Source organism: Myxococcus sp. MISCRS1 (assembly GCF_026626605.1).
Lineage (GTDB): Bacteria > Myxococcota > Myxococcia > Myxococcales > Myxococcaceae > Myxococcus > Myxococcus fulvus.
Window position 1 is genome coordinate 4,900,370 of the sequence record NZ_JAPNKB010000001.1, and the last position, 25,346, is coordinate 4,925,715.

General features: G+C 71.3%; 23 protein-coding genes. 12 read left to right on the forward strand and 11 right to left on the reverse strand.

Going from position 1 to position 25,346, the window contains the following annotated elements; genetic code table 11:
- Window positions 1-65: 65 nt before the first annotated feature.
- Window positions 66-665 (reverse strand): TetR/AcrR family transcriptional regulator, encoded by a 600-nt coding sequence (locus OWM54_RS19275; protein ID WP_267698433.1) that lies wholly within the window; start codon window positions 663-665, stop codon window positions 66-68.
- A gap of 55 nt (window positions 666-720) precedes the next feature.
- Window positions 721-1,176 carry a cyanoglobin gene (locus OWM54_RS19280; protein WP_248545041.1) on the reverse strand — a complete coding sequence of 152 codons (456 nt, stop codon included), beginning with the start codon at window positions 1,174-1,176 and terminating at the stop codon, window positions 721-723.
- A 177-nt stretch (window positions 1,177-1,353) separates the two neighbouring features.
- On the opposite strand from OWM54_RS19280, the gene OWM54_RS19285 reads away from it, so the two are divergent.
- Entirely contained in the window at window positions 1,354-3,003 is a 1,650-nt protein-coding gene (locus tag OWM54_RS19285) for an ATP-binding protein (protein ID WP_223751455.1), read from the forward strand.
- Here the strand turns inward: OWM54_RS19285 and OWM54_RS19290 are convergent.
- Complete coding sequence (locus OWM54_RS19290) at window positions 3,000-3,884, reverse strand: 5'-3' exonuclease (RefSeq protein WP_267698434.1); 885 nt, start codon at window positions 3,882-3,884, stop codon at window positions 3,000-3,002. The two genes, OWM54_RS19285 and OWM54_RS19290, sit on opposite strands and share 4 nt — an antisense overlap.
- Window positions 3,885-4,106: 222 nt before the next feature.
- Here OWM54_RS19290 and OWM54_RS19295 point away from each other — a divergent pair, with 222 nt between their 5' ends.
- The 4 genes from OWM54_RS19295 (at window position 4,107) to OWM54_RS19310 (ending at window position 6,875) form a co-directional block, all read left to right on the forward strand.
- Complete coding sequence (locus OWM54_RS19295) at window positions 4,107-4,466, forward strand: DUF4398 domain-containing protein (protein ID WP_267698435.1); 360 nt, start codon at window positions 4,107-4,109, stop codon at window positions 4,464-4,466.
- A gap of 24 nt (window positions 4,467-4,490) precedes the next feature.
- Complete coding sequence (locus tag OWM54_RS19300) at window positions 4,491-5,738, forward strand: OmpA family protein (RefSeq protein WP_267698436.1); 1,248 nt, start codon at window positions 4,491-4,493, stop codon at window positions 5,736-5,738.
- A 107-nt stretch (window positions 5,739-5,845) separates the two neighbouring features.
- Window positions 5,846-6,436 (forward strand): GNAT family N-acetyltransferase, encoded by a 591-nt coding sequence (locus tag OWM54_RS19305; RefSeq protein ID WP_267698437.1) that lies wholly within the window; start codon window positions 5,846-5,848, stop codon window positions 6,434-6,436.
- Window positions 6,437-6,554: 118 nt separating this feature from the next.
- Window positions 6,555-6,875, forward strand: coding sequence for a DMT family transporter (locus OWM54_RS19310; RefSeq protein WP_267698438.1), 321 nt, complete (start codon window positions 6,555-6,557; stop codon window positions 6,873-6,875).
- Between the two features lie 16 nt (window positions 6,876-6,891).
- Here the strand turns inward: OWM54_RS19310 and OWM54_RS19315 are convergent, their stop codons facing one another.
- Complete coding sequence (locus OWM54_RS19315) at window positions 6,892-8,967, reverse strand: alpha/beta hydrolase family protein (protein WP_267698439.1); 2,076 nt, start codon at window positions 8,965-8,967, stop codon at window positions 6,892-6,894.
- A 216-nt stretch (window positions 8,968-9,183) separates the two neighbouring features.
- Here OWM54_RS19315 and OWM54_RS19320 point away from each other — a divergent pair, with 216 nt between their 5' ends.
- Window positions 9,184-9,744 carry a sugar O-acetyltransferase gene (locus OWM54_RS19320; protein WP_267698440.1) on the forward strand — a complete coding sequence of 187 codons (561 nt, stop codon included), beginning with the start codon at window positions 9,184-9,186 and terminating at the stop codon, window positions 9,742-9,744.
- Between the two features lie 6 nt (window positions 9,745-9,750).
- Here the strand turns inward: OWM54_RS19320 and OWM54_RS19325 are convergent, their stop codons facing one another.
- Both OWM54_RS19325 and OWM54_RS19330 read right to left on the reverse strand, forming a co-directional pair.
- Window positions 9,751-10,500 carry a DUF1338 domain-containing protein gene (locus OWM54_RS19325; protein ID WP_046710520.1) on the reverse strand — a complete coding sequence of 250 codons (750 nt, stop codon included), beginning with the start codon at window positions 10,498-10,500 and terminating at the stop codon, window positions 9,751-9,753.
- 485 nt (window positions 10,501-10,985) lie between these two features.
- Window positions 10,986-11,510 (reverse strand): hypothetical protein, encoded by a 525-nt coding sequence (locus OWM54_RS19330; RefSeq protein ID WP_141329688.1) that lies wholly within the window; start codon window positions 11,508-11,510, stop codon window positions 10,986-10,988.
- Between the two features lie 165 nt (window positions 11,511-11,675).
- On the opposite strand from OWM54_RS19330, the gene OWM54_RS19335 reads away from it, so the two are divergent.
- Window positions 11,676-12,188 (forward strand): GNAT family N-acetyltransferase, encoded by a 513-nt coding sequence (locus OWM54_RS19335; RefSeq protein ID WP_223751462.1) that lies wholly within the window; start codon window positions 11,676-11,678, stop codon window positions 12,186-12,188.
- 586 nt (window positions 12,189-12,774) lie between these two features.
- Here OWM54_RS19335 and OWM54_RS19340 read toward each other — a convergent pair.
- A complete protein-coding gene (locus tag OWM54_RS19340; protein WP_267698441.1) occupies window positions 12,775-14,661 on the reverse strand; it encodes a DUF7151 family protein in 1,887 nt (628 codons plus the stop codon).
- A 355-nt stretch (window positions 14,662-15,016) separates the two neighbouring features.
- On the opposite strand from OWM54_RS19340, the gene OWM54_RS19345 reads away from it, so the two are divergent.
- Together OWM54_RS19345 and OWM54_RS19350 are read left to right on the forward strand one after the other, a co-directional pair.
- Window positions 15,017-15,541, forward strand: coding sequence for a phage tail protein (locus OWM54_RS19345; protein WP_223751463.1), 525 nt, complete (start codon window positions 15,017-15,019; stop codon window positions 15,539-15,541).
- 245 nt (window positions 15,542-15,786) lie between these two features.
- On the forward strand, window positions 15,787-16,836 hold the full coding sequence (locus tag OWM54_RS19350) for an AI-2E family transporter (protein ID WP_223751464.1): 1,050 nt from the start codon (window positions 15,787-15,789) through the stop codon (window positions 16,834-16,836).
- A gap of 104 nt (window positions 16,837-16,940) precedes the next feature.
- On the opposite strand, the gene bioA is transcribed toward OWM54_RS19350, so the two are convergent.
- Window positions 16,941-18,272 (reverse strand): adenosylmethionine--8-amino-7-oxononanoate transaminase, encoded by a 1,332-nt coding sequence (bioA, locus tag OWM54_RS19355; protein ID WP_223782187.1) that lies wholly within the window; start codon window positions 18,270-18,272, stop codon window positions 16,941-16,943.
- Window positions 18,273-18,495: 223 nt separating this feature from the next.
- On the opposite strand from bioA, the gene OWM54_RS19360 reads away from it, so the two are divergent.
- Entirely contained in the window at window positions 18,496-19,290 is a 795-nt protein-coding gene (locus OWM54_RS19360; protein ID WP_267698442.1) for an acyl-CoA desaturase, read from the forward strand.
- Between the two features lie 149 nt (window positions 19,291-19,439).
- Entirely contained in the window at window positions 19,440-20,621 is a 1,182-nt protein-coding gene (locus OWM54_RS19365) for a GNAT family N-acetyltransferase (protein ID WP_267698443.1), read from the forward strand.
- 12 nt (window positions 20,622-20,633) lie between these two features.
- On the opposite strand, the gene OWM54_RS19370 is transcribed toward OWM54_RS19365, so the two are convergent.
- Window positions 20,634-21,239, reverse strand: coding sequence for a hypothetical protein (locus OWM54_RS19370; RefSeq protein WP_223782180.1), 606 nt, complete (start codon window positions 21,237-21,239; stop codon window positions 20,634-20,636).
- A gap of 151 nt (window positions 21,240-21,390) precedes the next feature.
- Complete coding sequence (locus tag OWM54_RS19375; protein ID WP_223782179.1) at window positions 21,391-22,428, reverse strand: hypothetical protein; 1,038 nt, start codon at window positions 22,426-22,428, stop codon at window positions 21,391-21,393.
- 197 nt (window positions 22,429-22,625) lie between these two features.
- Between OWM54_RS19375 and OWM54_RS19380 the strand changes: the two genes are divergently transcribed.
- A complete protein-coding gene (locus OWM54_RS19380) occupies window positions 22,626-23,315 on the forward strand; it encodes a suppressor of fused domain protein (protein ID WP_223751468.1) in 690 nt (229 codons plus the stop codon).
- Here OWM54_RS19380 and OWM54_RS19385 read toward each other — a convergent pair whose 3' ends face one another.
- A complete protein-coding gene (locus OWM54_RS19385) occupies window positions 23,316-25,340 on the reverse strand; it encodes an ATP-binding protein (RefSeq protein ID WP_267698444.1) in 2,025 nt (674 codons plus the stop codon).
- Between the last annotated feature and the right edge of the window lie 6 nt (window positions 25,341-25,346).

Genomic DNA, 25,346 nt, shown 5'->3' on the forward strand with positions numbered 1-25,346 from the left:
AACGTTCGTGCTATTTTCCGCCATGACGAGGTCCTCCTCGGAGGGACACAGAGCCTTTGAAGAAGTCAGGAGCCCGCGGGACGGGCGGCGCGCAGCAGGGCCTCGAAGCCGCGGCGGGCCCAGGTCTCCGCGCGGGGCTCCTTCAGGAGCCGGGCGGCGTGGTGGAAGCCCAACAGCAGGGCGTTCTCGTCGTGGGCGAACTGCTCCACGTCCACGTCCTTGTGGAAGTGCCCCTCGGCCACGGCGATGCGCGCGGCCTGGGCCAGGCAGTCCATCCAGTCGCGCTGCGTCTGCACCAGCCTGTCGCGCGCGGGGCCCGGGGCGTCATCCAGCTCCGTCGCCGCCGCCACGAAGATGCACCCGCCCTCCGGCACCAGCTCCCGCTCCCACGTCAGCCAGTTCTCGAAGAGCGCCCGCACCCGGGGCTCGCCGCGCGGCTGCATCAGCGCCGGACGGATGACCCGCTCGGTGAACAGCGCCGTGGCCGCCTCGAGGATCTCCACCTGGAGCGACGTCTTGGAACGGAAGTGCGCGAACAGGCCGCTCTTGGAGAGCTGCAGCTCCTCCGCCAGCCCGCCGATGCTCAGCCCCTGCAGGCCCACCCGGCTGGCGAGCTGGATGGCCCGCTCGAGAATCGCCTGATGGGTGAGCTCGCCCTTGCGCATGGCGCCTTTCTAAACGCCCGTGCTTTTTTCCGCAAGTCGACGGCGATGCGGAGGCTCAGCCCTCGGTGTTGCGCAGGAAGTCGGCCACCTGGGCGAAGCGCTCGTCCAGGAAGCGGCGCAGGCCGCCCGTCACGCCCCGGGCATCCATGGCGCGCTGCATGGCCCGAAGCCAGGCATCCCGCATGGACAAATCCACCGGCACATGGCCATGGCGCATGCGCAGCCGCGGATGCCCATGGCGCTCCGCGTAATGCTGAGGCCCTCCCAGCCAACCCATGAGGAACAGGCCGAAGCGCTCACGCGTGCCAGGGTTCACCCGGCCGTCCGCATCCAACTCATGCAGCTTCGCCAGGGCGGGCTCGTGGGCATCCATCGCGTCATAGAACGCGCCCGCCAGCGCCATCGCCGCCTCCGCGCCGCCCAGGCGCTGGTACGGCGTGTCCTCCAGCGAGGGAACCCAGTCATCCGAGGCAGGAGCGTTGAGCTCCAAGGGCTTCAAATCAACAGACATGACTTCCTTCAACGGCACGCGGGGCCCGGCGGCTTCCCTCTCGTACTGCTCGTCACGAGCGCTCGCACCGCCGCCATCAGAGGTGTCGAGCGGGCGACAGGTTGGCAGTCCCGCCGTGCGTTGCCCATCGAAGAATTGACCGAGGCGAGAATCGATTGCTAGAGCCTCGCTCCACCCGTGCCCCCCACCGACCCCCGCCTGCCGGACCCGATGCAGGCCGCGCCCCTGGTGTGGGTGCTCGACGACAGCGCCGGAGAGACGGAGGCCATCCTCCGCGCGCTCACGCCCATCTGCCAGGTGGTGACCTTCACGGATGGCGCCGCGCTGCTGGAGGCGCTGGGTCAGGGCCGCACGCCGGACGTGCTCGTGCTGGACTGGTACCTGCCAGGGATGACGGGCCTGGAGGTGTGCCGCTTCGTGCGCCAGGGCTCCACCACCGCGCTGCTGCCGGTGTTGCTGCTCACCGTCAACACCCGCGCGGCCGACGTGGTGGAGGCGATGGCCGCGGGCGCCAATGACTATGTCTTCAAGCCCTTCCGCCCGCTGGAGCTCCAGGCGCGCGTCACGGCCCTGGCCAGCCACGAGCGCAAGCGGCGTCAGCAATTGGAGGACGAGCGCGCGCGGCGGCTGCTCGCGGAGGGCACGCTGACGGAGATGCAGGCGGCCGAGGAGCGCGCGTGGCGCAGCGAGCTGCGCTTCCGGCTGGCCGCCCGGGCCACGCGGGACGCCGTCTGGGAATGGGACCCGCGCACGGGCGCGGTGGATTGGACGAGCGGCCTGCACGAGCAGTTCGGCTACGCCTCCTCCCTCATCCGGGACACGCGTGCCTGGTGGGAGGAGCGGCTGCACCCCGAGGACCGCGAGCGCGTGGTGCGAGGCCTGCGCCTGGCGGTGTCCAGCCAGAGCCACGAGTGGCAGGAGAACTACCGCTTCCAGCGCGGCGACGGCACCTGGGCGCACGTGGTGGACCGCTGCCACATCGTCCGCGACACCGAGGGCATCGCGGTGCAGGTCGTCGGCGCCATGCAGGACGTCACCGAGATGCAGCAGACGGAGTCGGAGCGCCTGCGCCTGCTCGCGGAGGTGCACGCCCAGGCGGACTTCGAGCGGCAGCTCATCGGCATCGTCAGCCACGACTTGCGCAACCCCCTGGGGGCCATCACGCTGGCGGCGTCGCTGCTGGCGCAGACGCCGGACGCGGACGAGCGGCAGCAGCGCAACGTGCAGCGCATCCAGCGCGCGGCGGACCGGGCCACGCGGATGATTCGCGACCTGCTCGACTTCACGCGCGCGCGCCAGGGCCGGGGCCTGCCGGTGTACCCGCGGCTGATGGACCTGCACGAGGTGGTGCACGCGGCGCTGGACGAGTTGCAGGTGGCGTGGCCGGACCGGCGCATCCTCTCCGAGTACACGGGCAACGGCGTGGGCCAGTGGGACCCGGACCGCGTGGCGCAGGTGCTCGGCAACCTGGTGGGCAACGCCATGCAGTACAGCGCGCCGGACACGGTGGTGCGCGTCGTCGCACGGGGCGAGGACTCGGGCGGCGTGGTGCTGGAGGTCCACAACCAGGGCCTGCCCATCCCCCTGGAGCTCAAGTCGCGCATCTTCGAGCCGCTCGAGCGCGGCCTGGAGCGGCCCGAGGACCGGGGCATGCGCAGCATCGGCCTGGGGCTCTACATCGTGCGCAGCATCGTCGTGGCGCACGGCGGGACGGTGGACGTGCGCTCCACGCAGGACGACGGCACCACCTTCACCGTGCGCCTGCCGCGACAGGCGCCCGTCGCCCTCGTGCCCCAGGACGACCGGGGCGACAAGGCCGCGGGCTAGTCCACCCAGCGCTTCGGTCGGCGCTTGAGCGTGGTGACGCCCAGCCTGTCGCAGAGCGCCTCGAACCGCTGGCGAGGCACGCCCGCCCAGGCCACGTCCGCGAGCGTCTTCGTCCCGGGCAGCGGCGCGTCCTCCACCAGCGTGGCGAGCTTGCGGTACAACAGCGCGTCCTCACGGTGGGCGCGCAGCGTGGCGGCCAGCTTGTCCGCGCCGCGCGGCCGCACGGACCAGGTGGAGGCGTCGTCCGGAATCGCCTCCAGCCGGCCATACGCGGACACGAGCGCGGACGCGCCCTTCTCCCCGAAGCCGTCCAGCCCGGGGATTCCGTCGGCGACATCGCCCATCAGCGCCAGGAGGTCCGGCACGCTCGCGGGCGGCACGCCCAGCTTCGCGCGCACCGCGTCCTCGTCCAGCACCTTCTCCTGTCGCCGGTCCACCTGCACCACGCGCTGGCCGCGCACGCACTGGCCCAGGTCCTTGTCCGGCGTGCAGATGCGCACCTGCTCCACCTCGCCGCCAAAGCGCGCCGCCGCCGTGGCCAGCGCGTCGTCCGCCTCGTGCTCCTTCATGGACCACACGCGCACGCCCAGCGACGCCACCGCCTCCTCGGCCAGGTCGAACTGCGCGCGCAACTCCGGCGGCACGCCCTCGTCCCCCTTGTAGTCGGCGAACAGCCTGTTGCGGAACGAGCGGATGGGGTTGTCGAACGCCACCGCCACGTGCGTCACCGCCTCGTCCGCGTCGTGCAGCAGCATGAGCAGCGACGACATCAACCCCACCGTCGCCTTCACGTCCTGGCCATCCGGCGCGGCGTGGCCCGGCCGGGGCGAGAAGTGGGCGCGGTACAGCTCATACGTGCCATCCACCAGGTGCAGACGCATAGGCCCCACGTCCTATCGCTTGCGACGACGGGCGGCCAGCGCGCGCTGCGGCACCGTCACGCGGCTTGGCGAGCGCAACCCCTGCCCGCCCCACCCCGGGGATGCCCGGTCCCTCCCCATGCGGCCTGTGCCCTCGTGGATTGCCGCGCTGTCGGCCCGAGCACACTTCTGGACCTGGGGCGCGACACCCGCGCTCCGTGGACCGACGGCTGGAGGTAGACCGTGCGCCCGAAGCTGCTTGCCGCGATGCTGTGCGCCACCCTGTTGGGGTGCGCCAGTCAGAGCGTGAAACCCACCTCGAACACCCGACGGACGGAGGCGGTGGCCTCCATGCGCGCCGCGGAAGGAGCCGGCGCAGCGCGCATCCCGGAAGCCGCGCGCCATCTGGAGTTCGCCCGCCAGCAAGTCAACCATGGCGAGCAGCTGCTGTTGGACGATGACGCGGAAGGCGCGGAGCTGAGCTTCATGCAGGCGGACGCGGACGCGGACCTCGCGCTGGCGCTCGCACGCGCGCTGCCCATGGAGCAGCAGGCGAAGAGAACCACCCAGCAGGCCGAAGCGCTGCGGCGCGGCCTGCAGTGAGCCCCAGTCCGGGAGGAGACCGTCATGGCAGGCAGCAAACATGGTTGGAAGGCCCTCGTCGGAGCCTCGGCGCTCCTCGTGGCGGGGAGCGCGAGCGCGGCCGCGCCGAAGGAGCTGGTGGAGGCCCGCGCCGCCTATCAACAGCTCGCGGCGAGTCCGCAGGGACGTGAGCGTCCCCGCGACGTGGCCGAGGCCCGCGACGCCCTGCGCGCCGCCGAGCGCGAGTACCAGCGCGACGAGAAGTCCCAGCGCACGCGGGTGCTCTCCTACGTGGCCCTGCGCAAGGCGGAGACGGCGGGCGCCTGGGGCATGGCGGACATCGCCGCGCGCCAGCAGGCCCAGGCGGAGGTCGCGCTGAACCAGGCCCAGGCGCTCCAGGAGCAGCAGCGCCTGGCGCAGGCCCGTCAGCAGGAGGGCGAGCTGCGGCTGTCCGAGGAGGCCGCGCGGCGTCAGCAGGTGGAGCAGGAGGCGCAGCAGCTGCGCGCCCAGAACGAGGAGCTGCAGCGACAGGCGCAGCTGCTCCAGGGCCAGCAGCAGACGCAGAGCCAGGCGGACCAGCAGGCCGCGCAGCAATTGGAGGCCGAGCGTCAGGCGCGCGTGGAGGCCGAGCGACAGGCGGCCGAGGCCATCTCCAAGCTGGACCGGGCCAACAAGGACCTGAAGGTCCGCGAGGAGGCGCGAGGCACGGTGCTGACGTTGTCGGGCAGCGTGCTCTTCGCGTCCGGTGCCTCGGACCTGCTGCCGGTGGCGCGTGACAGGCTGGCGGACGTGGCCCAGGTGCTGAAGGAAGGGGACCGGCCGCTGCTCATCGAGGGACACACGGACTCGCAGGGCTCCGACGCCCTCAACGAGCGGCTGTCCTATCAGCGCGCCGAGCGGGTGAAGGAGTTCCTCATCAACCAGGGCGTGCCCGCCAACCGCATCGAGGCGCGCGGCATGGGTGAGTACCGGCCGGTGGCGTCCAACTCCACCGCGGAGGGCCGCGCGAACAACCGCCGCGTGGAGATCATCCTCGAGCGCGGAGGCTCGCGCGCCGTCGGCGGCAGCGGCCAGGAGCAGCCCGGCACGGGCGGCGGCTCCTCGAGCGGCAATGAGCAGCAGCAGGCGCCGGAGTCGGGCGCGGTGCATGACGAGGACTTGGGGGACGGCCAGCAGCCTGGCACGGGCGGCTCGGGCGACACCTCGGAGAGTGGCGGCCAGCAGGACACGTCCGACGACCACCACCAGTTCCATGGCTCGGGCGACGGTGCGAGTCAGGACGTGCGGCAGTAACGCCTCACCGCTCCCGCTCGGAGAAGACGCTCCGGGCGGGAGCTTTCTTTTCCGGGGGCGTGCGGGACAGCGCGTGGCGCGTTAGCTTCCGCGGCCGCCGACACGCCATGGACTCCGACAAGCCCATCGTCCTGCTCACCACCGAGCGCCTGCGCATCACCCAGCTCCCTCCGGACGGGGCCGCGCGCGTCGTCGCCTACCACGAGGCCAACCGCGAACACCTGGGCCTGGTGTCCCCCTCGCGGCCCGGCAACTTCTACACGCTGACGTACTGGCGCACGCGGCTGGCGCAGGACCTGGAGGACGCGCGCTTCGACCGCTCCCTGCGCCTCGTCGTGCTGCCTCGCGACGCGCCGCCCTCCTCCGCGCCCGTCATCGGCAACATCTCGCTCGCGCACATCCGCCGAGGGCCCTTGCAGGCCACGGACCTGGGCTACGGGCTGGACCATCGCCACGAGGGCAAGGGCTTGATGACGGAGGCCCTGCGCGCCGTCTGCGCCCACGCGTTCCACGGCATGGGCCTGCACCGCATCCAGGCCAACCACCTGCCGGAGAACCTGCGCAGCGCGGCGGTGCTGCGCCGGCTGGGCTTCGTGGTGGAGGGCTACGCCCGCGACTTCCTGGAGATCAACGGCCGCTGGAGGGACCACGTGCTCACCTCCCTCGTCGCCCCCGAGGACAGGCCCGCCGCCCGCTAGCCCCCCCCTCGCGAGACATTCGTCCGCGTCCACCGACCCACGGTCCCAGCCGGAGCGAGGACCCGCTGGCGACGTGGCCCCGGAGCGGCTACGGACAGCAGGGATTGGAGGTCGGCACATGGCGTATCTCTTCCTGCTCGGGGCCATCGCCTTCGAGGTGGCCGCGACGAGCCTGATGAAGTCCACCGAGGGCTTCACCCGGCCGTGGCCCACCGTGGCGTGCCTCACCGGCTACGGCGTGGCCTTCGCGCTGCTCTCGCAGGCGGTGAAGCAGGTGCCCATCGGCGTCGCGTACGCGATGTGGTCCGGGCTGGGTACCGCGGCCATCGTCGTCATCGGCGTCACCTTCCTCGGCGAGGCCATCAACGTCACCAAGGTGGCCGGCATCCTGCTCATCATCGGCGGCGTCGTGCTGCTCAACCTGCGCGGCGCCCACTGAGGCCACGGGCACCGTCTCAGCGGGGCAGGAGCGACGTCCTGGCCGCGCCGCCGGCCGAGCCGGAGGGCAGGTGCGCGTCCATCCACTCCACCGTGCGCCGCATCCGGTCCACCACGTGCTCGGGCTTGCGCAGGGTGTGGCCCTCGTCCGCGTAGACCACGAGCTGCGTCTTCACGCCCAGCTCCTTCAGCGCGCGGTGGAACTCGTGCCCTTGCGTCACGGGCACCTCCAGGTCCCGCTCGCCGTGCAGCACCAGCGTGGGCGTGCGCACGAGCTTCATGGAGTTGATGGGGGAGCTGCGCGTGTAGATTTCCGGCTCGTCGTACAGGGACGCGCCGAAGTACGGCTTCATCCACGCGTCGATGCGGTTGGTGCCGTAGTAGCTCTGCCAGTTGGAGATGCCCGCGCCCGCCACCGCCGCGCGGAAGCGCTGCGTCTGCGTCACCGCCCACATCGCCATGAAGCCGCCGTAGCTCCACCCCGTCACGCCCAGCCGTGCGGGGTCCACCGGCGCGCGCGCCAGCACCGCGTCCACGCCGGACAGGATGTCGCGCAAGTCTCCAAAGCCGAAGTCGCGCCGGTTGGCCTGCGCGAACTGCGCCCCCTGGCCGAAGCTGCCCCGGTAGTTGGGCAGGAACACGTAGTAGCCGCGCGCGGTGAACATCAGCACGTCCGGACGGAAGCCCGGCACGACGCCCGCCGCGGGCCCGCCGTGCACCATCGTCACCATGGGCGCCCGCACACCGGGGGGCGGCATCATCGACGGAGGCGGCGCCACCAGCCAGCCCTGCACCTCCACCCCGTCGCTCTTCCACGTCAAATCCCTCGCCTCGCCCACCAGCGCGCGCAGGTCCTCCTCGCGCCGCGTGACGCGCTCCCACTCCCCCACCGGCCCCACCCAGAGGTTCTGCGCCCTGGAGAACGACTCGCGCACCACCGCGCTCACCTTGCCGTCGCGCGACAGCGACAGCCCCACCTGACCGCGCGCGCTGATGCGCTCGGCCCCCTTCCACAGCACGCGCGGCTCACCCTGCTGCGTCGGGTCCACCGTGGCCACCGCCGACTCGCCCCGCACCTGCGCGCCGAACACCAGCGAGCGCGACGACACCCACTCGAGCGACATCGCCGTCGCCTTCATCCCCGCCGTGAGGTTGCGCGCCTTGCCGCCGTCCAGCGGCACCAGCATCACGTCCCCGCCGTTGGAGCCGTGGTCGCTCATCAGCCCCTCGATGACGGCCACCTGCTTGCCGTCGGGGCTCCAGGTCGGCTCGGTGAGCTGCCACTTCGGCGCGTACAGCACGCGCGAGCGCGCGCTCGCCGTCTCCACCACGTGCAGCTTCGCCAGCCACCAGCTCGCGTCCCCCGGCGGCGGCGCGCCGGTGTACGCCAGCCGCGCCGCGTCCGGGCTCCACGCGAACTCGTAGACGAAGGTCTGCTCCGGCGTGACGAAGCGGTGCGAGCCCTCCGCCACCGACACCACCGCCACCCGCTGCACCGGATGCGACTCGCGCACCACGCCCGTCTCTCGCGCGCCGGGACCGCGGGGCCCCAGGGCCTGCGCCGCGCCCTCGCCCTGCATCACCAGCACCCCCACCGACGCGCCGTCCGGCGACCACCGGGGCGAGGCGATGGGGCTCTCGAAGGACGTCAGCTTCGTCGCGACGCCCTCCTTCAAATCCGCCACGTACACCTGCGTCCTGCCGCGCTGGTGCCCGTCCGACAGGAACAGCAGCCGCCGCCCCTCCGGGCTCCACTGGATGGAGGACTCGTCGCACGTCTTGCCCTCGGGACAGGCGCTCACCAGCAGCGCCTTCGGCTCGCGCGCGCCCAGCTCCATCGCCTGGATGAGCGTGCCGCCCGTCGCCGCCACCTCCACCCACGCCAGCCACTCGCCGTCCGGAGACACCGCCACCTGCTTGAAGCGCGTGGTGCGTCCCATCACACCCAGCAGGCTCTCCACCGACGGCTTGCTCGACTTCGCCGCGCCCCCTCGCGGGACGCTCACCGCCAGGTCGAACGCGGACGGCGCGGGCGCCGACTCCTGCGCGACGACGGGCGCCGCGAATCCCAGCACGGCGACCAGGGCCAGCATTCTCGCCACCATCCGAATCAACACGTCCCCCCACGGGTCAGGAAGAGGGCACCAGACTACATGAGTGGGACGGCGCTTCGCGCCCATTCCCAGCCCCGCCGCATTCGTTGGACCTCGGAAATTTGGGCGTGCGAGCACAATCCCTCACGTCCATCCGCCAACGAAGCACCGGACATCTTCCGCGTCGCGCCCGCGCGGGCGTGGACACTGCCGGCCATGGCACGGACCGAGATGGAGAAGATGCTGGCCGGCGAGCTGTACAACGGCTGGGACGCGCAGCTCACGGCGGCGCGCTCCCGGGCGCGGCGGCTCTTGCGCGCCTACAACGACACGCTCATGGAGGACGAGGACCTGCGCAAGCAGCTGCTCGGACAGCTGCTGGGACAGGTGGGCGAGGGCGTCTACCTGGAGCCGCCGTTCCACTGCGACTACGGCACCTTCATCCAGCTGGGCAAGCGCGTGTACATGAACTTCCAGTGCGTCATCCTGGATTGCAACCGGGTGACGATTGGAGACGACGTGTCCTTCGGCCCCAACGTGCACATCTACGCGGCCACGCACCCGCTCGACGCGGACGAGCGCATCAAGGGCCCGGAGCTGTCCAAGCCCGTCACCATCGGCGCGAAGACGTGGGTGGGCGGCGGCACCCTCATCCTCCCCGGCGTCACCGTCGGGGAGGGCGTCACGCTGGGCGCCGGCAGCGTGGTGACGAAGGACGTGCCGCCCCATGTCCTCGCCGCGGGCAACCCCGCCCGCGTCATCCGCGCGCTGCGCTGACGGACTTCAGCGCTTCGTCATGTCGAACAGCGCGCGCGCCTGCGGCCCCAGGAAGCCGTCGAAGTCCGGCGCGCGCTGCGCAATCTCGAAGTACGCGTAGGGCCAGGGACGACGGCCTCCCTCGCGCAGGGCCACCGACAGCGGGGCCGCCTGGGTGGCCGTCTGCCTTAGCGACGTGCCCGGCGCGCCCTCGATGTCCGCCTTCATGGGCACGCCCGCCTCCCGCATGCGGTGCTGCCACGCCTCCACGTCATCCACGGAGCCGGTGAAGTGGTTCACCTTGCGGCCGAAGGCGAGCAGCCAGGCGCCGTACTGCGACTCCTTCTCCAGCTCCAGCAGCGCGGCCTCCGACGGCGGCGGCGGCGAGCAGAACCACGACGCCAGCGCGTCCACGTCCTCGGGCGGGGGCGGGTCGTCCGGCAGCGTGGCGAGCAGCTCCCGGGCGCGCGGCGACAGCTCCTCCGACTTCAGCTCGGAGATGAAGACGCGCGGCAGCCCCTCCGGGTGCGACAGGTAGATGGCGGACAGGTGCGCGTCGGGGAACGTGTACGCCCCCGCCGGCTTCCAGCCCAGCCGCTCGAAGGGCCGCGAGAACAGCGCGATGCCTCCGCCGGGCCGGGCCAGCGAGCGCAGCGCGACGTGGTCATTGCGGAAGCTGCCCCCGGAGAGCTGCACGAAGGTGCGCGCGTACGGCACCTCCGAGGCATAACGCTCCCAGAGGAGGTCCAACAGTCGGGTGGCCTGTGAGGTCGACATGGCGGAGCAGTCTAATCCGCCAGGAAAAGTGCGGCGGCGCGCGGCCCCGAGCCCTTGGAGGGGATTTCGTTCGGAGACGCGCGCCGCGCGCTAGAGACTCGCCTTGGAGTTTCGAGTCTCTGTGTCCTTGTCCTTGGTATGCATTGACTTCCGTACCGGCCCGCTCCGCACCACTTGAAGTCGTGCGGCCAAATAGGGTGTGACGTTGGAAAACGCCAGCGCGACGCAAGAGTGAGCATCAAAGTCCCATTGCGCCAGCCTGTAGCCCCACTAATTGACACAATTGTGAACGTAAAGTTTCGTCCCCGCTGTGCCCGCACCGCCGGATTGAAACGAAAACCCCCGAGCGAGCCCGCGTGCGCACCACCTTCCGAGAAGGAGAGCGGCGCGGATGACCTCGTCCCCTCTCGATTTCTCGCCGCTCGGAAGGCACATGGCGGCCTGCCCTCGGGGTTGACGCGCCGCTCCATGCGGCGTGGAGCAGGTCAGTGGAGGTGCTCGGGGTACATGGGCAGGCCGTGGAAGAAGCGGCGGCCGGACTCGAAGCGGCGGTGGAAAGAGACGCGGTCCTCCACGTAGAGGCGGGCCATGTCCTCCTCGCCGTAGGCGCGGAAGAAGGCGGCGCGAGCCTCGTCGCAGGCGCCCTCGTACTCGGCGAGCAGGGCCTCCCAGTCCTCGGGGGGCGGCTCGTCGGCGTCGTGCCACACGCCGTCCTCCATGCCGTACTCGCGCTCCATCAGGTCCAGCTCCAGCGCGAGCCGCTGGACGCGCGGCACCTCCGTCAGCGCCTCGTCCGCCATGGCGGTGAGGATGTGGGCCACCAGGAAGAAGCCGGCGTCCGGCGGTACGACGCCCTCCTCGCGCGCGGCGCGAAAGGCCACCAGCAGCTGCGCGTCCATCGCGTCGTCCCCGAGCTCCAGGAGCCGGGCGGCGAGTCCACGCCACTTCTCCTCTGTCTCGCGGGCCTCCTGGAGGGCCCGGCTCAGCTCGGGGTCTCGGGTCTTCTTCATCGCGTACTCCTATCGGGAATGCACCGAAGCTCTCATCCAGGTCTGACGTCCGGCCCCTCGCCTCGCGGACGTGGGGAGCCGGGGGTTGCTTCAATCCGCGTCGTCGGTTGGACGCGGGCGCCTGGCGGCGTGTCGGGTGGTGGACGCCCGGGTGTCCGCGCGTCCATGCTGCCTGGCACCGTGCCGCTCACCTCGCGTCCCCGCGCTCCCTCCGACGACGGCTTCCTCTTCGACCTGTACGCCAGCACGCGTGCGGGCGAGCTGGCGACGTGGGGTTGGACACCCGCGCAGCGCGAGGCGTTCCTGCGCATGCAGTGGTTGGCGCGCGGGCGCGACTGGGCCGTGCGCTATCCGACGGCCGAGGACCGGGTGGTGTTGGTAGCGGGTCAGCCCGCCGGCAGGCTGCTGGTGGACCGAGGTGCGCGGGAGTGGCGATTGGTGGAGATCGCCCTGCTTCCCTCCCACCAGGGCGGTGGACTGGGGACACGGCTCTTGCGTGAGCTGTTGGACGCGGCCACCGAGGCCCGGGTGCCCGTGCGGCTGCACGTGCTGCACGACAGTCCCGCGCGCGAGCTGTACGCCCGGCTGGGCTTCCAGGAGGAGCCTTCCTCACAGCCCCCGGACGCGGGGCCGCCGTATGTCGCCATGCAGTGGAGTCCCGCGCCGCGCGCGGGGTGAGGGCCAGGAGGGCCGTCTCGGGGGAAACGCGCCATGCCTCGAAGGACGAACGGGCCTCGCGCCGATTGCGCGCGAGGCAGCCCGTGCCCTGGAGGCAACGGACCGCCTCGCCTTCGTGGCCCGCGTGATTACCGCGGCCCCCCTCCGACACGAAGGCGAGTCGTTCCGCCCGGCTTCAGACCGCATCCACCGCGACGCCGCGTCATGGGCTCCGTGAGGAGCCGCGCGGCGCGCGCCGGGATGCACCGCCGCCCGGAGGTGGGCCGACCTTCCGGGGTGCAACCTCCGCGGGCGACACGAGGCACCCGCACACGAGGGCCGGGCGTCCTGTCGCTTCCGCGAAGTCCTGCCGAGGCGAAGCCCGCTCGGGCCGCCTCACCGTCAGCATGAACCGCGTGGCTCCGCGCGCCGCCGCGAGGTCCTCACGCCCCCCGAGGAGACCTCGGAGGATGCCGTGCTCCACCGCCGGTCCGGAGGGACCGACGATGGCCGCGACCCACGACCCTCGATGAGACCTCGCGGGAGGAGGCCGCGCACCACCGCCGGTCCGGAGGGACCGACGATGGCCGCAATCGACTCCCTCGAATCAGAGGAAGAGGTTCTCCGGGGTCGGCACCACCGTCTGGATGACGTAGCCATCCGCGCCCGCGCCGGGCTGGGTGGGGGCCGTGATGTTTCCGACACCACCCGAGCCGCCCGCGCCGCCCATGGCGCCACCACCACCGCCCGCCTGGATGACCTGGCTGGTGCCAGTGGGAAGCGCCGTCGTCCCAGCCGCGCCGCCGGTGACGACGAGGCCGCCGGTGATGGTGGGCGCAACGGAGGAGACGACCTGGATGATGCCGCCGCCACCACCGCCGCCGCCGCCCTTGCCCGCGCCGCCCAGGTTGTTGCCGTTCACGCCGGGGCCGCCCTGCGCGCGGACGAAGCCCTGCACGACCACGCCGGCCTTGCCGAGGATGACCACCACGCCACCCGCGCCGCCACCGGCGCCGGGGGTGTTGTCGAGCACATTGCCACCCGACGCGCCCGAGGCATTGATGACGCCCGAGCCCTGGATGCGCACGGTGCCCTGGGACAGGATGACCAGCGAGCCACCGCCGCCGCCGAACGGACCCGCCACGGTGCGCGCGCCCGAGCCGCCGCCCTTGTTGCCGGGCCGCAACAGCTGCGCCGCGTGGACGGGCGACACGCCGAGCCCACCCGAGGGCTCACCCGCCGGAGCGCGGGACAGGCCCGAATCCGCCCCGCCCGGGCCCGTGTCCAACGAGCCTGGGTCGACGATGATGGTGCCGCTGATGGTGACGTCGCCCGTGGCCCGGATGACGGTGCCGCTCGGGACGATGAGCGTGCCGGAGACGTTCACGGTGGTGAACTGCATGTGGTGCCGGCCCGCGAGGGTGGAGAACCCGCTCACCGTGGTCAGGTCGACCGTGTTCGAGACGGTGTACGCACCGGCCGAGCCATCACCGAACACCCCCGTCGAGCCCGCCGGCCCCTGAGGACCCGTGGCGCCCGTGGCACCCGTCGCGCCCGTGGCTCCCACAGGGCCCTGCGCGCCCGTGGCGCCGGTGGCACCCGTCGCGCCCGTCGCGCCAGGCACCCCCTGCGGCCCCTGGGCTCCGTTGCACACGTAGCGCGTCAGCGCCGCGTTGACCTCGCCCGCGTCAAGCACGCCGTTGCCGTTGGCGTCCTGGCCGAACTGCAGCCGCACGCCGCCCGTCGCGCAGTTGGCTCCAGCAGCCTCCGCGGCCGTGGCCGCGACCGAGTGGATGCCCGCGGCGCCCTGCGGCCCCGTCTCGCCGCGCAGGCCCTGAGGCCCCTGGGGACCCTGCGCCCCCGTCTCGCCGCGCGGGCCCTGCTCGCCCTGGGGACCCGTCTCACCTCGCGGGCCCACCGGGCCCACCGCGCCGGTGTCACCGCGAGGCCCCTGCTCACCCCGGGGACCCACCTCGCCTTGAGGACCCACGGGGCCCTGCGCGCCCGTCTCACCCCGCGCGCCCTGCGGACCCTGGGGGCCGTTGCACACGTAGCTGGTGGCATCCACCTCGGCTTCGTCCAGCGTCCCATCGCTGTCGTCGTCGACGCCGGTGTCGATTCTCACGCCGCCCGTCGCGCAGTTGGCGCCAGCGTCCTCCACGGACGTGCGGGCCAGGGATCGCTTGCCCTCGGGCCCTTGAGGACCGGCGGGACCACCCGCGGGGCCCTCTGGCCCCTGCGGCCCCTGCGGCCCCACCGGGCCGACAGCGCCCGTGTCACCCTTCGGTCCAACGTCCCCCTGCGCGCCCGCGGGACCCTGTGCCCCCGCGGGTCCCTGCTCACCGGCAGGCCCCGCGGGTCCTTGCGGTCCCTGCGGCCCCTGGGGCCCCTGCTGACCTTCGTCACAGCCGGTCAGCGACAGCAGCGCCACCACGGGTAGAGCCGTCAGCCACCGCGACCAGGTCGCGGCGCCTTGCCATTTCATCTGAGCCATTGATGCGTCTCCCCTCTTGTCGAACCTCGGCGCGCGAGCCAGAGCAAGTCACGAGCCAGGATGGATTATCGAGCCGTTCGCCACCGACCCACCAGGGCAGGCGTGCTTGTGATTCGAATCCCGTCCGTCAAAGAACGACCGTTCGCGTTCCCTCGGGACGCGGCGCCGTCACACCGGAACGCATGACGCACGCGGACGGGAAATCCCTTCGTGGGCGCCCCTCCTCGTGAAGCAGGGACCGACACACGGCCCTGATTCGTTCCCGACCCAGGAGGAAGGGCTGGCCGATGCTTTGCTCTGGTGTGTGTGACGCGTACTCATTGGCGCGTGAAACACACACACGAAAGGTGTACCCATGTCCGAGCCATACATTGGTGAAATCCGCATGTTCGCGGGCAACTTCGCGCCGCGCGGTTGGGCCTTCTGCCAGGGGCAGATCCTCGCCATCGCGCAGAACACCGCGCTGTTCTCGATTCTGGGCACGACGTATGGCGGCAACGGGCAGACGACGTTCGCGCTGCCGGACCTGCGCGGTCGCTATCCGATGCAGCCGGGCCAGGGGCCGGGGCTGTCGCCGCGGACGCTCGGCGAGCAGGGCGGCAGCGAGACGGTGACGCTGATTTCGAACCAGATGCCGCAGCACACCCACAGCCTCAACGTCAGCTCGCAGCAGGGTGACACGGAGACGCCGGTGGGCACGGTGCTCGCGGCGGACAACAACGGCACCATCTTCAACTACCGCGCGGCGCCCATCGACGGGACCATGAACCCGGCGGCCATCGGCATCGCGGGCGGCAGCCAGCCCCACAACAACATGTCGCCGTTCCTCTGCCTCAACTTCATCATCGCGCTGGAAGGCATCTTCCCCTCGCGCAACTGACGCCTCCCGCGTCACGGCCAGGCGCGTTCCCCTCACGCGCCAGCTGTCGACCCGTGGACAGGCCTCGTGATGGCCGGGCGTCGGGCTGGAGCCCACTCCACAGCCGGGCCGCTCCGGGCATGCGGGCACTGGCGCTCCTGCCCCATCGTGCTTACCGCGACACGGTGAACGGTGAGCCGGGGCCCGGGGGTACGGTGGCGGAGCAGGATGGAGCCAGACAGCGCTCTCAGGTGACACCGAAGACGGTGTTCACCGTGTGTTTCGCGGTGCTGGCGGTGGTGGCGCTCGTGGTGCTCGTGGTGCGCACGCGCGTGGCGCTCACGTTGACGGGCATCGCGGCGCTGATAGCGCTCGCGCTGGAGCACGGCGTGTCGCGGCTGGAGCGCTGGCGGGTGCCGCGCGCGCTGGCCATCGCGTTGATGCTGGCCGGCGCCCTGACGGTGCTGGCGACGCTGGCGCTGCTGGTGATTCCGGCGACGGCGGCGCAGGTGGACGCGCTCGTGGTGCAGTGGCCGCAGCTCTGGCAGGAGGTGCGCGACTCGCGCCCGTTCCGAGGGCTGAACCAGCGGCTCCACAACCTGGGCTGGATTCGCCCGCTCGAGGACGCGACGCCGGAGCTGGCGACGGGGACCTTGCCCTCGCTGCTCATGTACGCGCTGGGCAGCATGGTGGGGCTCGTCGGCGGCGCGCTGAGCGTCTTCTTCCTGGTCGTGTTCATGCTCGTCTTCGGCGGCGGCCTGCTCAAGCGGCTGCTCGACCTGCCCAAGCCCGAGCACCGGCTCCGCTACGTGCGCGTGATGCGCAACGTGTATCGGGCCACGGGCGGCTACCTGACGGGGCTCACGCTCATCTGCACGTTCAACGCGCTGCTCACCTCCGCGGTGCTCGCGGCCATGGGCGTGCCGTACTTCCTGCCGCTGGGCATCATGAGCGGCTTCTCCAGCATGGTGCCCTACGCGGGCCCCGTGGTGGCCGGCGGCTTCATCACCCTGCTGACGTGGGCCACGGGCGGCATGTGGATGGCGCTGGGCGTGCTCGCGTACTTCGTGCTGTACGGACAGCTGGAGGGCAACGTGCTGGCGCCGCTCGTCTTCCGCCGCACGGTGCACGTCAACCCGCTGCTCATCCTGCTCGCGGTGCTCTTCTGCGCGGAGCTGGGCGGCATCGTCGGCGCGGTGGTGGCGGTGCCCGTCGCGGCCACGGTGCAGATCATCTTCCGGGAAATCCTCCTCTTCCGGCAGGAGCGCCGCATCGCCAGGCCCGAGTCTCCACCACCGCCCTCCGTGCTGACCTGAGTCACCCAGGCTGACGCGAGACGGTGGCCGCTCCACGCGGCGGACCTCCGCAGGCACGGCCGCGAGCGACACGCGTCCCGGTGAGACCCGAAGCGGCGAGCGCCTCAGCCGCCCGCCACCTCGCGCAGCGACTCCTCCATGCCGCCCAGCAGTTCATCGAGCGCTGTGTCCGGGATGTTCAGCGCGGGGGCGATGTACACGGTGTCGCCGAGCGGGCGCAGGTACAGCCCCCGCTTGCGCGCGGCCTCGTACACACGCCATCCACCGCTGGCGAGATAACCACCGCCGCCCAGGTCCACCGCGCCCACCATGCCCACGGCGCGCGGGCGCACCAGGCCCGGAATCGTCGCGGCCATCCGCTCGAACGCGGCCTTCACCTTCGGCGCCTTGCGCGCCACCTGCCCCAGCACGTCCTCGTCCCGGTACACCGCGAGCACCTCGCGCGCGATGGCCGCGCCCAGCGGGTTGCCGCAGTACGAGTGCCCGTAATACAGCGCCCGCGACGACGCGCCGAGGAAGCCCGAGAAGATGCGCTCCGACGCGAGCGTCACCGCGAAGGGCATCAGCCCGCCCGACAGCGCCTTCGCGAGGCAGAGCAGGTCCGGCACCACGCCCGCCAGGTCCACCGCGAAGCGCGCGCCCGTGCGCCCCAGGCCGGTGAAGACCTCGTCCGCGATGAGGAACGTGTCCACCCGGCGGGTGGCCTCGCGCACCGCGCGCAGGAAGTCCGGCGAGTACATCTGCATGCCGGAGGCGCCCTGGATGACGGGCTCCACGATGACACCCGCGATGTCCTCCGGGTGCTCGCGCAGCGCGGCCTGCACCTGGGCGAAGGCGCGCTCCCAGCCGCCCTCCTCCGCCGGCGACGGCACGTGCACCACGTCGAACAGCAGCGGGCCGAAGATGTCGCGGAACTCGCGCACGCCGCCCACACTGGTGGAGCCCAGCGTCTCGCCGTGGAACGCGCCCGTCAGCGTGATGAAGCGCGTGCGCTTGGGCTGCCCGTTCTGCGCCCAGTACTGCGCGGCCATCTTGATGGCCACCTCCACCGCGGTGCTCCCGTTGTCCGAGTAGAAGACGCGCGACAGGCGCTCCCCCGAGGGGAGGTCCGCGCGCTGTGCGCCCGGGGCGATGGCGACCAGCTCGGCGGCGAGCGCGGCGGCGGGCTCGTGCGTGATTCCGGCGAGCGAGACATGGGGCAGCCGGCCCGCCTGCTCGACGAGGGTGCGCACCAGCCGAGGGTGACGGTGGCCCAGGGTGGACACCCACCAGGAGCCGTTGGCGTCCAGGTAGCGCCGCCCGTCGACGTCGAAGAGGTAGGCCCCCTCCGAGCGCGCGATGACCAGCGGGTTCGTCCCCGCGATGTACGCCTCCATGGCGGTGTACGGGTGCCAGACGTGCTGCTTGTCCAGCTTGACGATGTCGGCCCGCTCCATGGGTGTTCCCCTTCCCTGCGTGTGACGTGTAGGCGGAGCGCTCCGTACCGGAAACCGGGCCCCTTGCGCCGCGCGTCAACGCGGCGGGCCACACGTTGGACTGATGGGGGCCTGAAGCCGGGGGCCATCCGAGGGTCCACGGGAGGCATCTTCCGGCCCGGGATGACGTGGCCATGACATGGGCGGTGTTGGCTCTCCTGGACACCGAACCGGGAAAAGCGCCATGGCCGTCCTCATCTTCTTCGTCTCGCACTGGCTGCTCTGCGTGTTCTTCCAGAGCTTCTTCCAGCACCGGTACGCCGCGCACCGCATGTACACCATGGGTCCGCGCACGGAGCGGGTGATGCACCTGCTCACCTACCTGGTGCAGGGCTCGTCGTACCTGTCGCCCAAGGCCTACGCGATTCTTCACCGCGAGCACCACGCCTTCTCGGACACGGAGAAGGACCCGCACTCGCCGCACTTCTTCACGGACGTGTTCCGGATGATGCTGCACACGAAGACGCGCTACGACGACTTCGCGTCGGGCAAGGGTGAGACGGAGAAGCGCTTCCTCGGGGGCTATCCCGAGTGGCCGCTGGTGGACGACACGCTGCGCACCTCGTGGGTGGCGACGCTGGGCTGGGTGGCGTTCTATTCCTCGTTCTACGTGCTGTTCGCCACCTCGCCCTGGCAGTTCCTGCTGTTGCCGGTGCACTTCCTGATGGGGCCGGTGCACGGGGCCATCGTGAACTGGTGCGGCCACAAGTACGGCTACCGGAACTTCGACAGCAGCGACAAGTCGCGCAACACGCTGCCGGTGGAGGTGCTGTGCATGGGTGAGCTGTTCCAGAACAACCACCACAAGTACGGCAGCAGCCCGAACTTCGCGGCGCGCAGGTTCGAGGTGGACCCCACGTGGCAGGTGATGCGCGTGCTGGCGAAGCTGGGCGTCATCCGCATTGCCACGCCCCAGCGCGCGGTGTGGCCGGAGCCCCGCGAGGCGGCGCGTGAGGCAGGCGCCGCCCGGGCGGCCTGAGGCCTCTTCCAGATTTCGAAGGACACGTCGCGCCGAGGGGATGACCGTCCCCCCGGCGCGAGTCGTTTCCGGCCGTTACCTCCACCGGAGGCCGGGCGAGCGGGCGGGTGGGCGGCGCGGACGCGGGGCACGCGTTAGAACTGCTCCCCGTGCCTACAGAGACCCCGCTCCGCCTCCGTATCCTCGACGCAGTGACAGACGTCCCGGCCGCTGACTGGGACGCGCTGACCGGCCTGGACGCACCGCCCTTCATCAAGCACGCGTGGCTGGCGGCGATGGAGGAGAGCGGCAGCGCCACCGAGGAGACCGGGTGGGCGCCGCATCACCTGACGCTGTGGCGGGGCGAGAAGCTGGTGGCCGCGGCGCCCGCGTATCGCAAGTTCCACAGCATGGGCGAGTACATCTACGACTTCGGGTGGGCGGACGCGGCGGCCCGGCTCGGCGTGGAGTACTACCCGAAGCTCGTCGTCGGCGGGCCGCTGTCCCCGGCCACGGTGCCGCGCCTGCTGGTGGCCCAGGGCGAGGATGTGCCCGCGCTGCGCAAGGCGCTGCTCGCCGCGGCGGTGGAGAGCGCCGAGGAGGCGGGGTGCTCGTCGGTGCACTTCCTCTACCCGACGGACGACGAGGCGGACTTCCTGGAGGAGCAGGGGCTGGCGCGCCGGGTGACGCTCCAGTTCCATTGGAAGAACCCGGGGTACGGCGGGTACGACGACTATCTCTCGCGGTTCGACTCCAAGCGGCGGAACCAGCTCAAGCGCGAGCGGGCGGCGGCGGCCACGCAGGGAATCCTGCTGCGCACGGTGCGGACCACGGAGCTGACCCCGGCGCACGCGAAGCGCGCGTATGAGTTCTACACGGCCACGTGCGAGCGGCACGCGTGGGGGCAGATACAGCTCACGCCGGGGTTCTTCTCGCGGGTGTTCAAGGCGATGCCGGACCAGGTGGAGATGGTGGAGGCGGTGCGCGAGGGCCGGGTCATCGCGGGGGCCTTCAACCTGGCGACGAAGGAGCGGCTCTATGGCCGCTATTGGGGCAGCACGGAGGAGCACCCGTTCCTGCACTTCCACGTGTGCCTGTACCACTCGGTGGACGACTGCATCCGCGCGGGGCGCAAGGTGTTCGAGCCGGGCGCGGGCGGTGAGCACAAGGTGTCACGAGGCTTCGAGCCCACGGCGGTGCACAGCGCGCACGTCATCTTCGACCGCAGGCTGGACGGCGCGGTGCGCGACTACGTGCGGCGCGAGCGGGCGCGGCTGAACATGGCGGTGGAGGAGGCCGAGCAGATCTGCGGCCTCAAGCCCTGGCCCCTGAAGCCGGCCAGCGGCACCTGACCCAGGCTCGAGTCAGGCCTCAGCCTCCTGCCGCAAGTACGACTCGAGGTCGGGCCACTCCACCCATTCCTGGCTCTCGGCCCGCCGATTTACGACCTTGAAGCCCCGAGGGGTCATCCGGCCATGCCCGATGAGCACCAAGTCCTCGACACCCGGGGGATATCTCCAGTTCCCCTCGCTGGCGGACTTGCGAATCGCAGTGACGTATTCGGCGGTCCGCTCCAGGTTCTGGCAGTAGCCAATCATTACACGCAAGGGCGCATAGCCGACCATGAGCTTCCAGAAGTCCTCCATGAAGGCATCGACGCTCCAGGCATTCTCATGCTCGAGAATCACCTCGGGCTGCGTGTACGAGTCCCAGTCTCGAAACATCGTGTAGTCAAAAAGGAACTCGCGAGCATAGCCCGAATGCAGTGTGGTCTTGCTCCACTCACTGGGCGCCCCACTGCCCGTCGCGCAGACGCCCAGTTTCAGCTCACGCGCCGCCTCGACCAATCTGGCCGCCATGAACTGAGACCAGTTCTTCGTTCCCTCTTCAGGAACACCTCCATCCCAGTCCTTCGGAAGCGCATTGACGAGGGACTGGGCAAACCCCAAGGCATTCACGGCGTCAGGCATGTTCCCCCCACGAGCAGACTCTTCATCCGCGAAACGTGCGCAGGCCAATCGCGCACCCGTTCCGCGCTCAATACCAGAAGCACGCCCAGCCCATCACTCGGCACAGTCGGGTCTGAACAGCACCTGACATCCAGGCCGGTAGAGCCCCGGTTCACCGCACCGGATGCGTCGTCCAGCGCGTCCCATCCACGCTCGATGCGAGCACGTGGCTCCCGGCCAACCACAGCCGGTCCGCGCCGGCGATCAACCGCCCCACCTCCGGCACGTTCCTCGCCACGGACGACTCCGAGGGAACCGCGCGCCGCTCGAACCCCGAGGCCTCCACGCGGTACACCCCCTCCGCGTCCGCGACGTAGAACTCGCCGCCCCACCGCTCCGCCGAGTGGATGAGGCCGACCCGCGCGACCACGCGGCACCCCTCCGCCGTGCCCAGGATGACATCCCCCCGCGTCGTCCCCGCGACCACCTCCCCCGAGGGGAAACACCGCACGAACGACACCTCGCCACTCACGAAGGCGTGGACCTCGCGCCACCCGCCCTCCCCGTGCATCCAGAGGCCCTGGCCCCCCGCGTAGAGCACCCGCCGCCCATCCGCCCCCAGGCAGCTGTCCAGCGCGAGCACCCGCCCCGGCAGCGCCCCCAGGGACCGCGCCCAGCGCATCACTTCGCCCTCGCGAACGAGCAGCCCCACCTCCGCTGGCGAGTCGAGCCCGAACCCCCGGCTCCCCGCCAACACGACCTCTTCCCCACTGAAGCACGCCTGCGTCCCCACGAGCCCCGCGGGCACCCCCGCGTAATGCAGCGCCTCCCACACCCCACCCTCGCGCGCCCGCACGGCCAGGAACCAGGCCGAGCCCCCGTACGAGACCAGCGCACCATGGCGCCCCGCCCCCAACAGGCCCAGCGCCTCGACGGTCCCCGTTTGCGTCACCCGCTCCAGCGTCCACCCACCCGCCGTGCGCACCGCCACCGACTGGTACGAGTCCACCTCGAACGTGGCCTCCTCCCCGCCGTCCCCGTCCTCGTCGTCATCCGAGCCGGAGTCGACCAGGGCCGAGTACGCCTCCGAATCGACGGGCAGGTTCCAGTCCTCGACCGGCCCCGGCCCACCCCCGTGGTCACTGTCCGGATGGGGATGGCTGACCAGCAGCATCAGCTCCTGCTCATCCCGGATGCAGCCTGTCGACACGACGCCTCGAAACGCGTGCTCCACGAACCCCTCCCAGGACGAGGCCCGCTGCCTACACCACGGGAGGCAAGCCGGGCCAGCACCCCCTCCCCAGGCCCCTTTAGGAGGCCGCCCGCTGTCTCCCACCAGCCAGGCGCGCGCCCGGCCCCTCACGGGGAAGTTGAGAAACCGGGGTGACCCTCTAGAGTAGACGCGTCATGAAAGCCCCGGAGAAGGACGAAGACTTCATCCAGTGGTACGAGGACTGCTGGGCGGACCGCGATGAAGTCGAGTACCCCAAGCTGTTCGGCGCCATCGACGAAGGCGTCTTCACGCTCGACCAGACGGACGCCATCCAGGCCTGGATGGAGAGCGAAATCGCGCAGGTAGAAGGTGAACCGGACCCCAACTGGGGCCCCATGGGCGTGCGGGTGGCCAAGCCCAGCCCCGACTACCCCTACTGGACCTACGTCACCAGTGGCCTGTCCAACCCTTTCACCATCGCCCCCGGTGAGGAGATCGCCCCCGACGCCGCCAGCGGCATCGGCTACGAGATGGTCATCCACACGCCGGAGGAGGCCAAGTGGCCCGTGTTCCGGCTGCTGGACATGATGGCCTACAACCTCGTGTGCATGCGCGCGTTCGCGCTCAACCACCGCTACCCCGTCGAGGGCACGCTGGACGGCGGAGACTCCAAGCTCAGCGGCTTCGTCTTCGTCCGGGACCCGTCGCGCCCCGACCACTTCGCCCTGGAGAGCGGCAAGGTGCAGCTGCTCACGCTCGTCGGCGTCACCAAGAACGAGATGGCCTTCGCGCGCTCCAACGGCATGGACAAGCTGATGGAGAAGCTGGTCGCCGCGGGCTCGGGCTACATCACCCGGCCCGAGCGCGACGAAGTGAAGCTGTAGTCACCCTCTTCGCGCCACGCGCGGCAGCGGCTCCAGGGCCCTGTCGCGCGGGGGCGCGCCCTCCACCAGCGCCCTGAGCGTCCCCGGGTCGAACGGCTTCTCGATTCGCGGCAGCGGCACCGACTGGAGGAACGCCCGCGCCCGCTCCGTGAAGGCGCCGCCCGTCATGAAGACGAAGCGCGACAGCAGCTCCGGCCCGCGCGCCGTCAGCTCCGCGTGCAGGTCCATCCCCGTCAGGTCCGCCATCATCAAGTCACAGAAGACGCGGTCGAAGTCCGCGTCGCGCTCGAGCAGCGCCAGCGCCTCGCGGCCGCTGTGCGTCACCACCACCTCGTGGTGTCGTCCCAACAGCCGCCGCAGGAGCGACGCGAGCTGAGGCTCGTCGTCCACCACCAGCACCCGCTTGCGCTCCGGCACGTCCCTGGGCGCGCCCTGGGCCACCGCGTCCGCCACCACCGCCGTCACCGGCAGGCGCACGCGGAACATGCTCCCCGCGCCGGGCGTGGTGTCCACGCTCAGCTCGCCGCGCATGCTGCGCACCATGCCCAGGCTGGTGGACAAGCCCAGTCCGCTGCCCTCGCCCACCGCGCGCGTGGTGAAGAACGGCTCGAAGACGCGCTCGGCGACCTCGGGCGTCATGCCGTGGCCCGTGTCCGCCACCTCCACCACCACCCACGGGCCCTCCAGCCACGTGGACAGCGTGACGCGGTGCCGGGTGAAGTCGCCCTCGGGAATCGCGTGCGCGGCGTTGACGAGCAGGTGCAGGAACACCTGCCCCAGCCGCGCCTCGTGCGCCATCACCGTGGGCACCTGCGAGTATCTCCGCACCACCTCCGCCCGGTAGCGCAGGTGCGGCATCGCCATGGCCAGCCCGAACTCCAGCGCCGCGTGCACGTCCACCGGGGACAGGTGCGGCTCGTCCGCGCGGGCGAACGTCTGCAAATCACGCACGATGACGCGGATGCGCTCGGCGCCCTCGCGGGCCTCGCGCAGCGCATCCAGCGCCTCGGCCAGCGGACCGCCCTGCACCTGGCCCTGCAGCACCGTCTCCATCTGCTCCAGCGCGAACTGGAGGTTGCCGCTGACGTAGGAGAGCGGGTTGTTAATTTCGTGCCCCACGCCCTCGGCGAGCTGGCCCGCCATGGCCAGCTTCTCCGACTGCACCAGTCGCTCGCGCGCGGCCACCAGCTCCTGCGTGCGCTCGCGCACCAGGGCCTCGGCCTCCAGGCGCCCCGAGTGCTCACGCGTCAGGAGCGCGTCCCGCTCCGCCTCCGCGCGCTTCTTGCCGGTGATGTCGCGCGAGAAGACGGAGACGTTCTGCCCCGAGCACCACGCGTGCACCTCGTGCCAGCGCTCCGGCGAGGTGCGCACCTCGAAGATGGTGGACGAGCCCTCGGCCGCCACTCGCCGCAGCTCACGCTCGAACAGCGTGCCCACCAGCTCCGGGCACGCCTGCCACAGAATCTTGCGGAAGACCTGCTCCTGCGTGCGCCCGGTGATTTCAGCGGCCTGGCGGTTCACGTAGGTGATGCGCCACTCGGCGTCCACGGTGAAGAACGCCTCGGGGGTGCTCTCCAGCACGTCGCGCACCCAGTCCAGCGTGTCGCGAAGGCCCTCCTCCATCCGCAGCGCGCTGGTGACGTCGCGCAGGCGCAACAGCACACCGTCGCGCAGCGGCACCGCGGTGCCGAGCAGCCACGCATCACCTTCCGGGAAGCTGTCCGCGGCGGGGCGCCCTGACTCCACCACCTGCTTGAGGATGGCGAGCCGACCGCCGAGGCCCGCCACCGGCGAGATGTCGCCCAATCGCTTGCCGCGCAGCGAATCGGTGCCGTGCCCGAGCGCGCGTGAGGCGGCGGGGTTGGCCCACAGCCACTCGAAGTCGACGATGGCGCCGGACGCGTCGCGCACGGCGCTCAGCACCATGCACCCTTCCGAGTCATGGCGCTCCGCCTCTTCCAGCGCCTCCAAGAGCGTGTCCGCGCCCAGGGCCGGGACTGTCTGTCTCGTGTCCTTCGCCGACATGCCCCG

Bases quoted from the DNA above. Each gene is read 5' to 3' on its own strand.
- OWM54_RS19275 (WP_267698433.1), bottom strand. From the start codon at position 665: ATGCGCAAGGGCGAGCTCACCCATCAGGCGATTCTCGAGCGGGCCATC.
- OWM54_RS19280 (WP_248545041.1), bottom strand. From the start codon at position 1,176: ATGTCTGTTGATTTGAAGCCCTTGGAGCTCAACGCTCCTGCCTCGGAT.
- OWM54_RS19290 (WP_267698434.1), bottom strand. From the start codon at position 3,884: ATGCGTCTGCACCTGGTGGATGGCACGTATGAGCTGTACCGCGCCCAC.
- OWM54_RS19300 (WP_267698436.1), top strand. From the start codon at position 4,491: ATGGCAGGCAGCAAACATGGTTGGAAGGCCCTCGTCGGAGCCTCGGCG.
- OWM54_RS19305 (WP_267698437.1), top strand. From the start codon at position 5,846: ATGGACTCCGACAAGCCCATCGTCCTGCTCACCACCGAGCGCCTGCGC.
- OWM54_RS19310 (WP_267698438.1), top strand. From the start codon at position 6,555: ATGGCGTATCTCTTCCTGCTCGGGGCCATCGCCTTCGAGGTGGCCGCG.
- OWM54_RS19315 (WP_267698439.1), bottom strand. From the start codon at position 8,967: ATGCTGGCCCTGGTCGCCGTGCTGGGATTCGCGGCGCCCGTCGTCGCG.
- OWM54_RS19320 (WP_267698440.1), top strand. From the start codon at position 9,184: ATGGCACGGACCGAGATGGAGAAGATGCTGGCCGGCGAGCTGTACAAC.
- OWM54_RS19325 (WP_046710520.1), bottom strand. From the start codon at position 10,500: ATGTCGACCTCACAGGCCACCCGACTGTTGGACCTCCTCTGGGAGCGT.
- OWM54_RS19330 (WP_141329688.1), bottom strand. From the start codon at position 11,510: ATGAAGAAGACCCGAGACCCCGAGCTGAGCCGGGCCCTCCAGGAGGCC.
- OWM54_RS19335 (WP_223751462.1), top strand. From the start codon at position 11,676: ATGCTGCCTGGCACCGTGCCGCTCACCTCGCGTCCCCGCGCTCCCTCC.
- OWM54_RS19340 (WP_267698441.1), bottom strand. From the start codon at position 14,661: ATGGCTCAGATGAAATGGCAAGGCGCCGCGACCTGGTCGCGGTGGCTG.
- OWM54_RS19345 (WP_223751463.1), top strand. From the start codon at position 15,017: ATGTCCGAGCCATACATTGGTGAAATCCGCATGTTCGCGGGCAACTTC.
- bioA (WP_223782187.1), bottom strand. From the start codon at position 18,272: ATGGAGCGGGCCGACATCGTCAAGCTGGACAAGCAGCACGTCTGGCAC.
- OWM54_RS19360 (WP_267698442.1), top strand. From the start codon at position 18,496: ATGGCCGTCCTCATCTTCTTCGTCTCGCACTGGCTGCTCTGCGTGTTC.
- OWM54_RS19370 (WP_223782180.1), bottom strand. From the start codon at position 21,239: ATGCCTGACGCCGTGAATGCCTTGGGGTTTGCCCAGTCCCTCGTCAAT.
- OWM54_RS19380 (WP_223751468.1), top strand. From the start codon at position 22,626: ATGAAAGCCCCGGAGAAGGACGAAGACTTCATCCAGTGGTACGAGGAC.
- OWM54_RS19385 (WP_267698444.1), bottom strand. From the start codon at position 25,340: ATGTCGGCGAAGGACACGAGACAGACAGTCCCGGCCCTGGGCGCGGAC.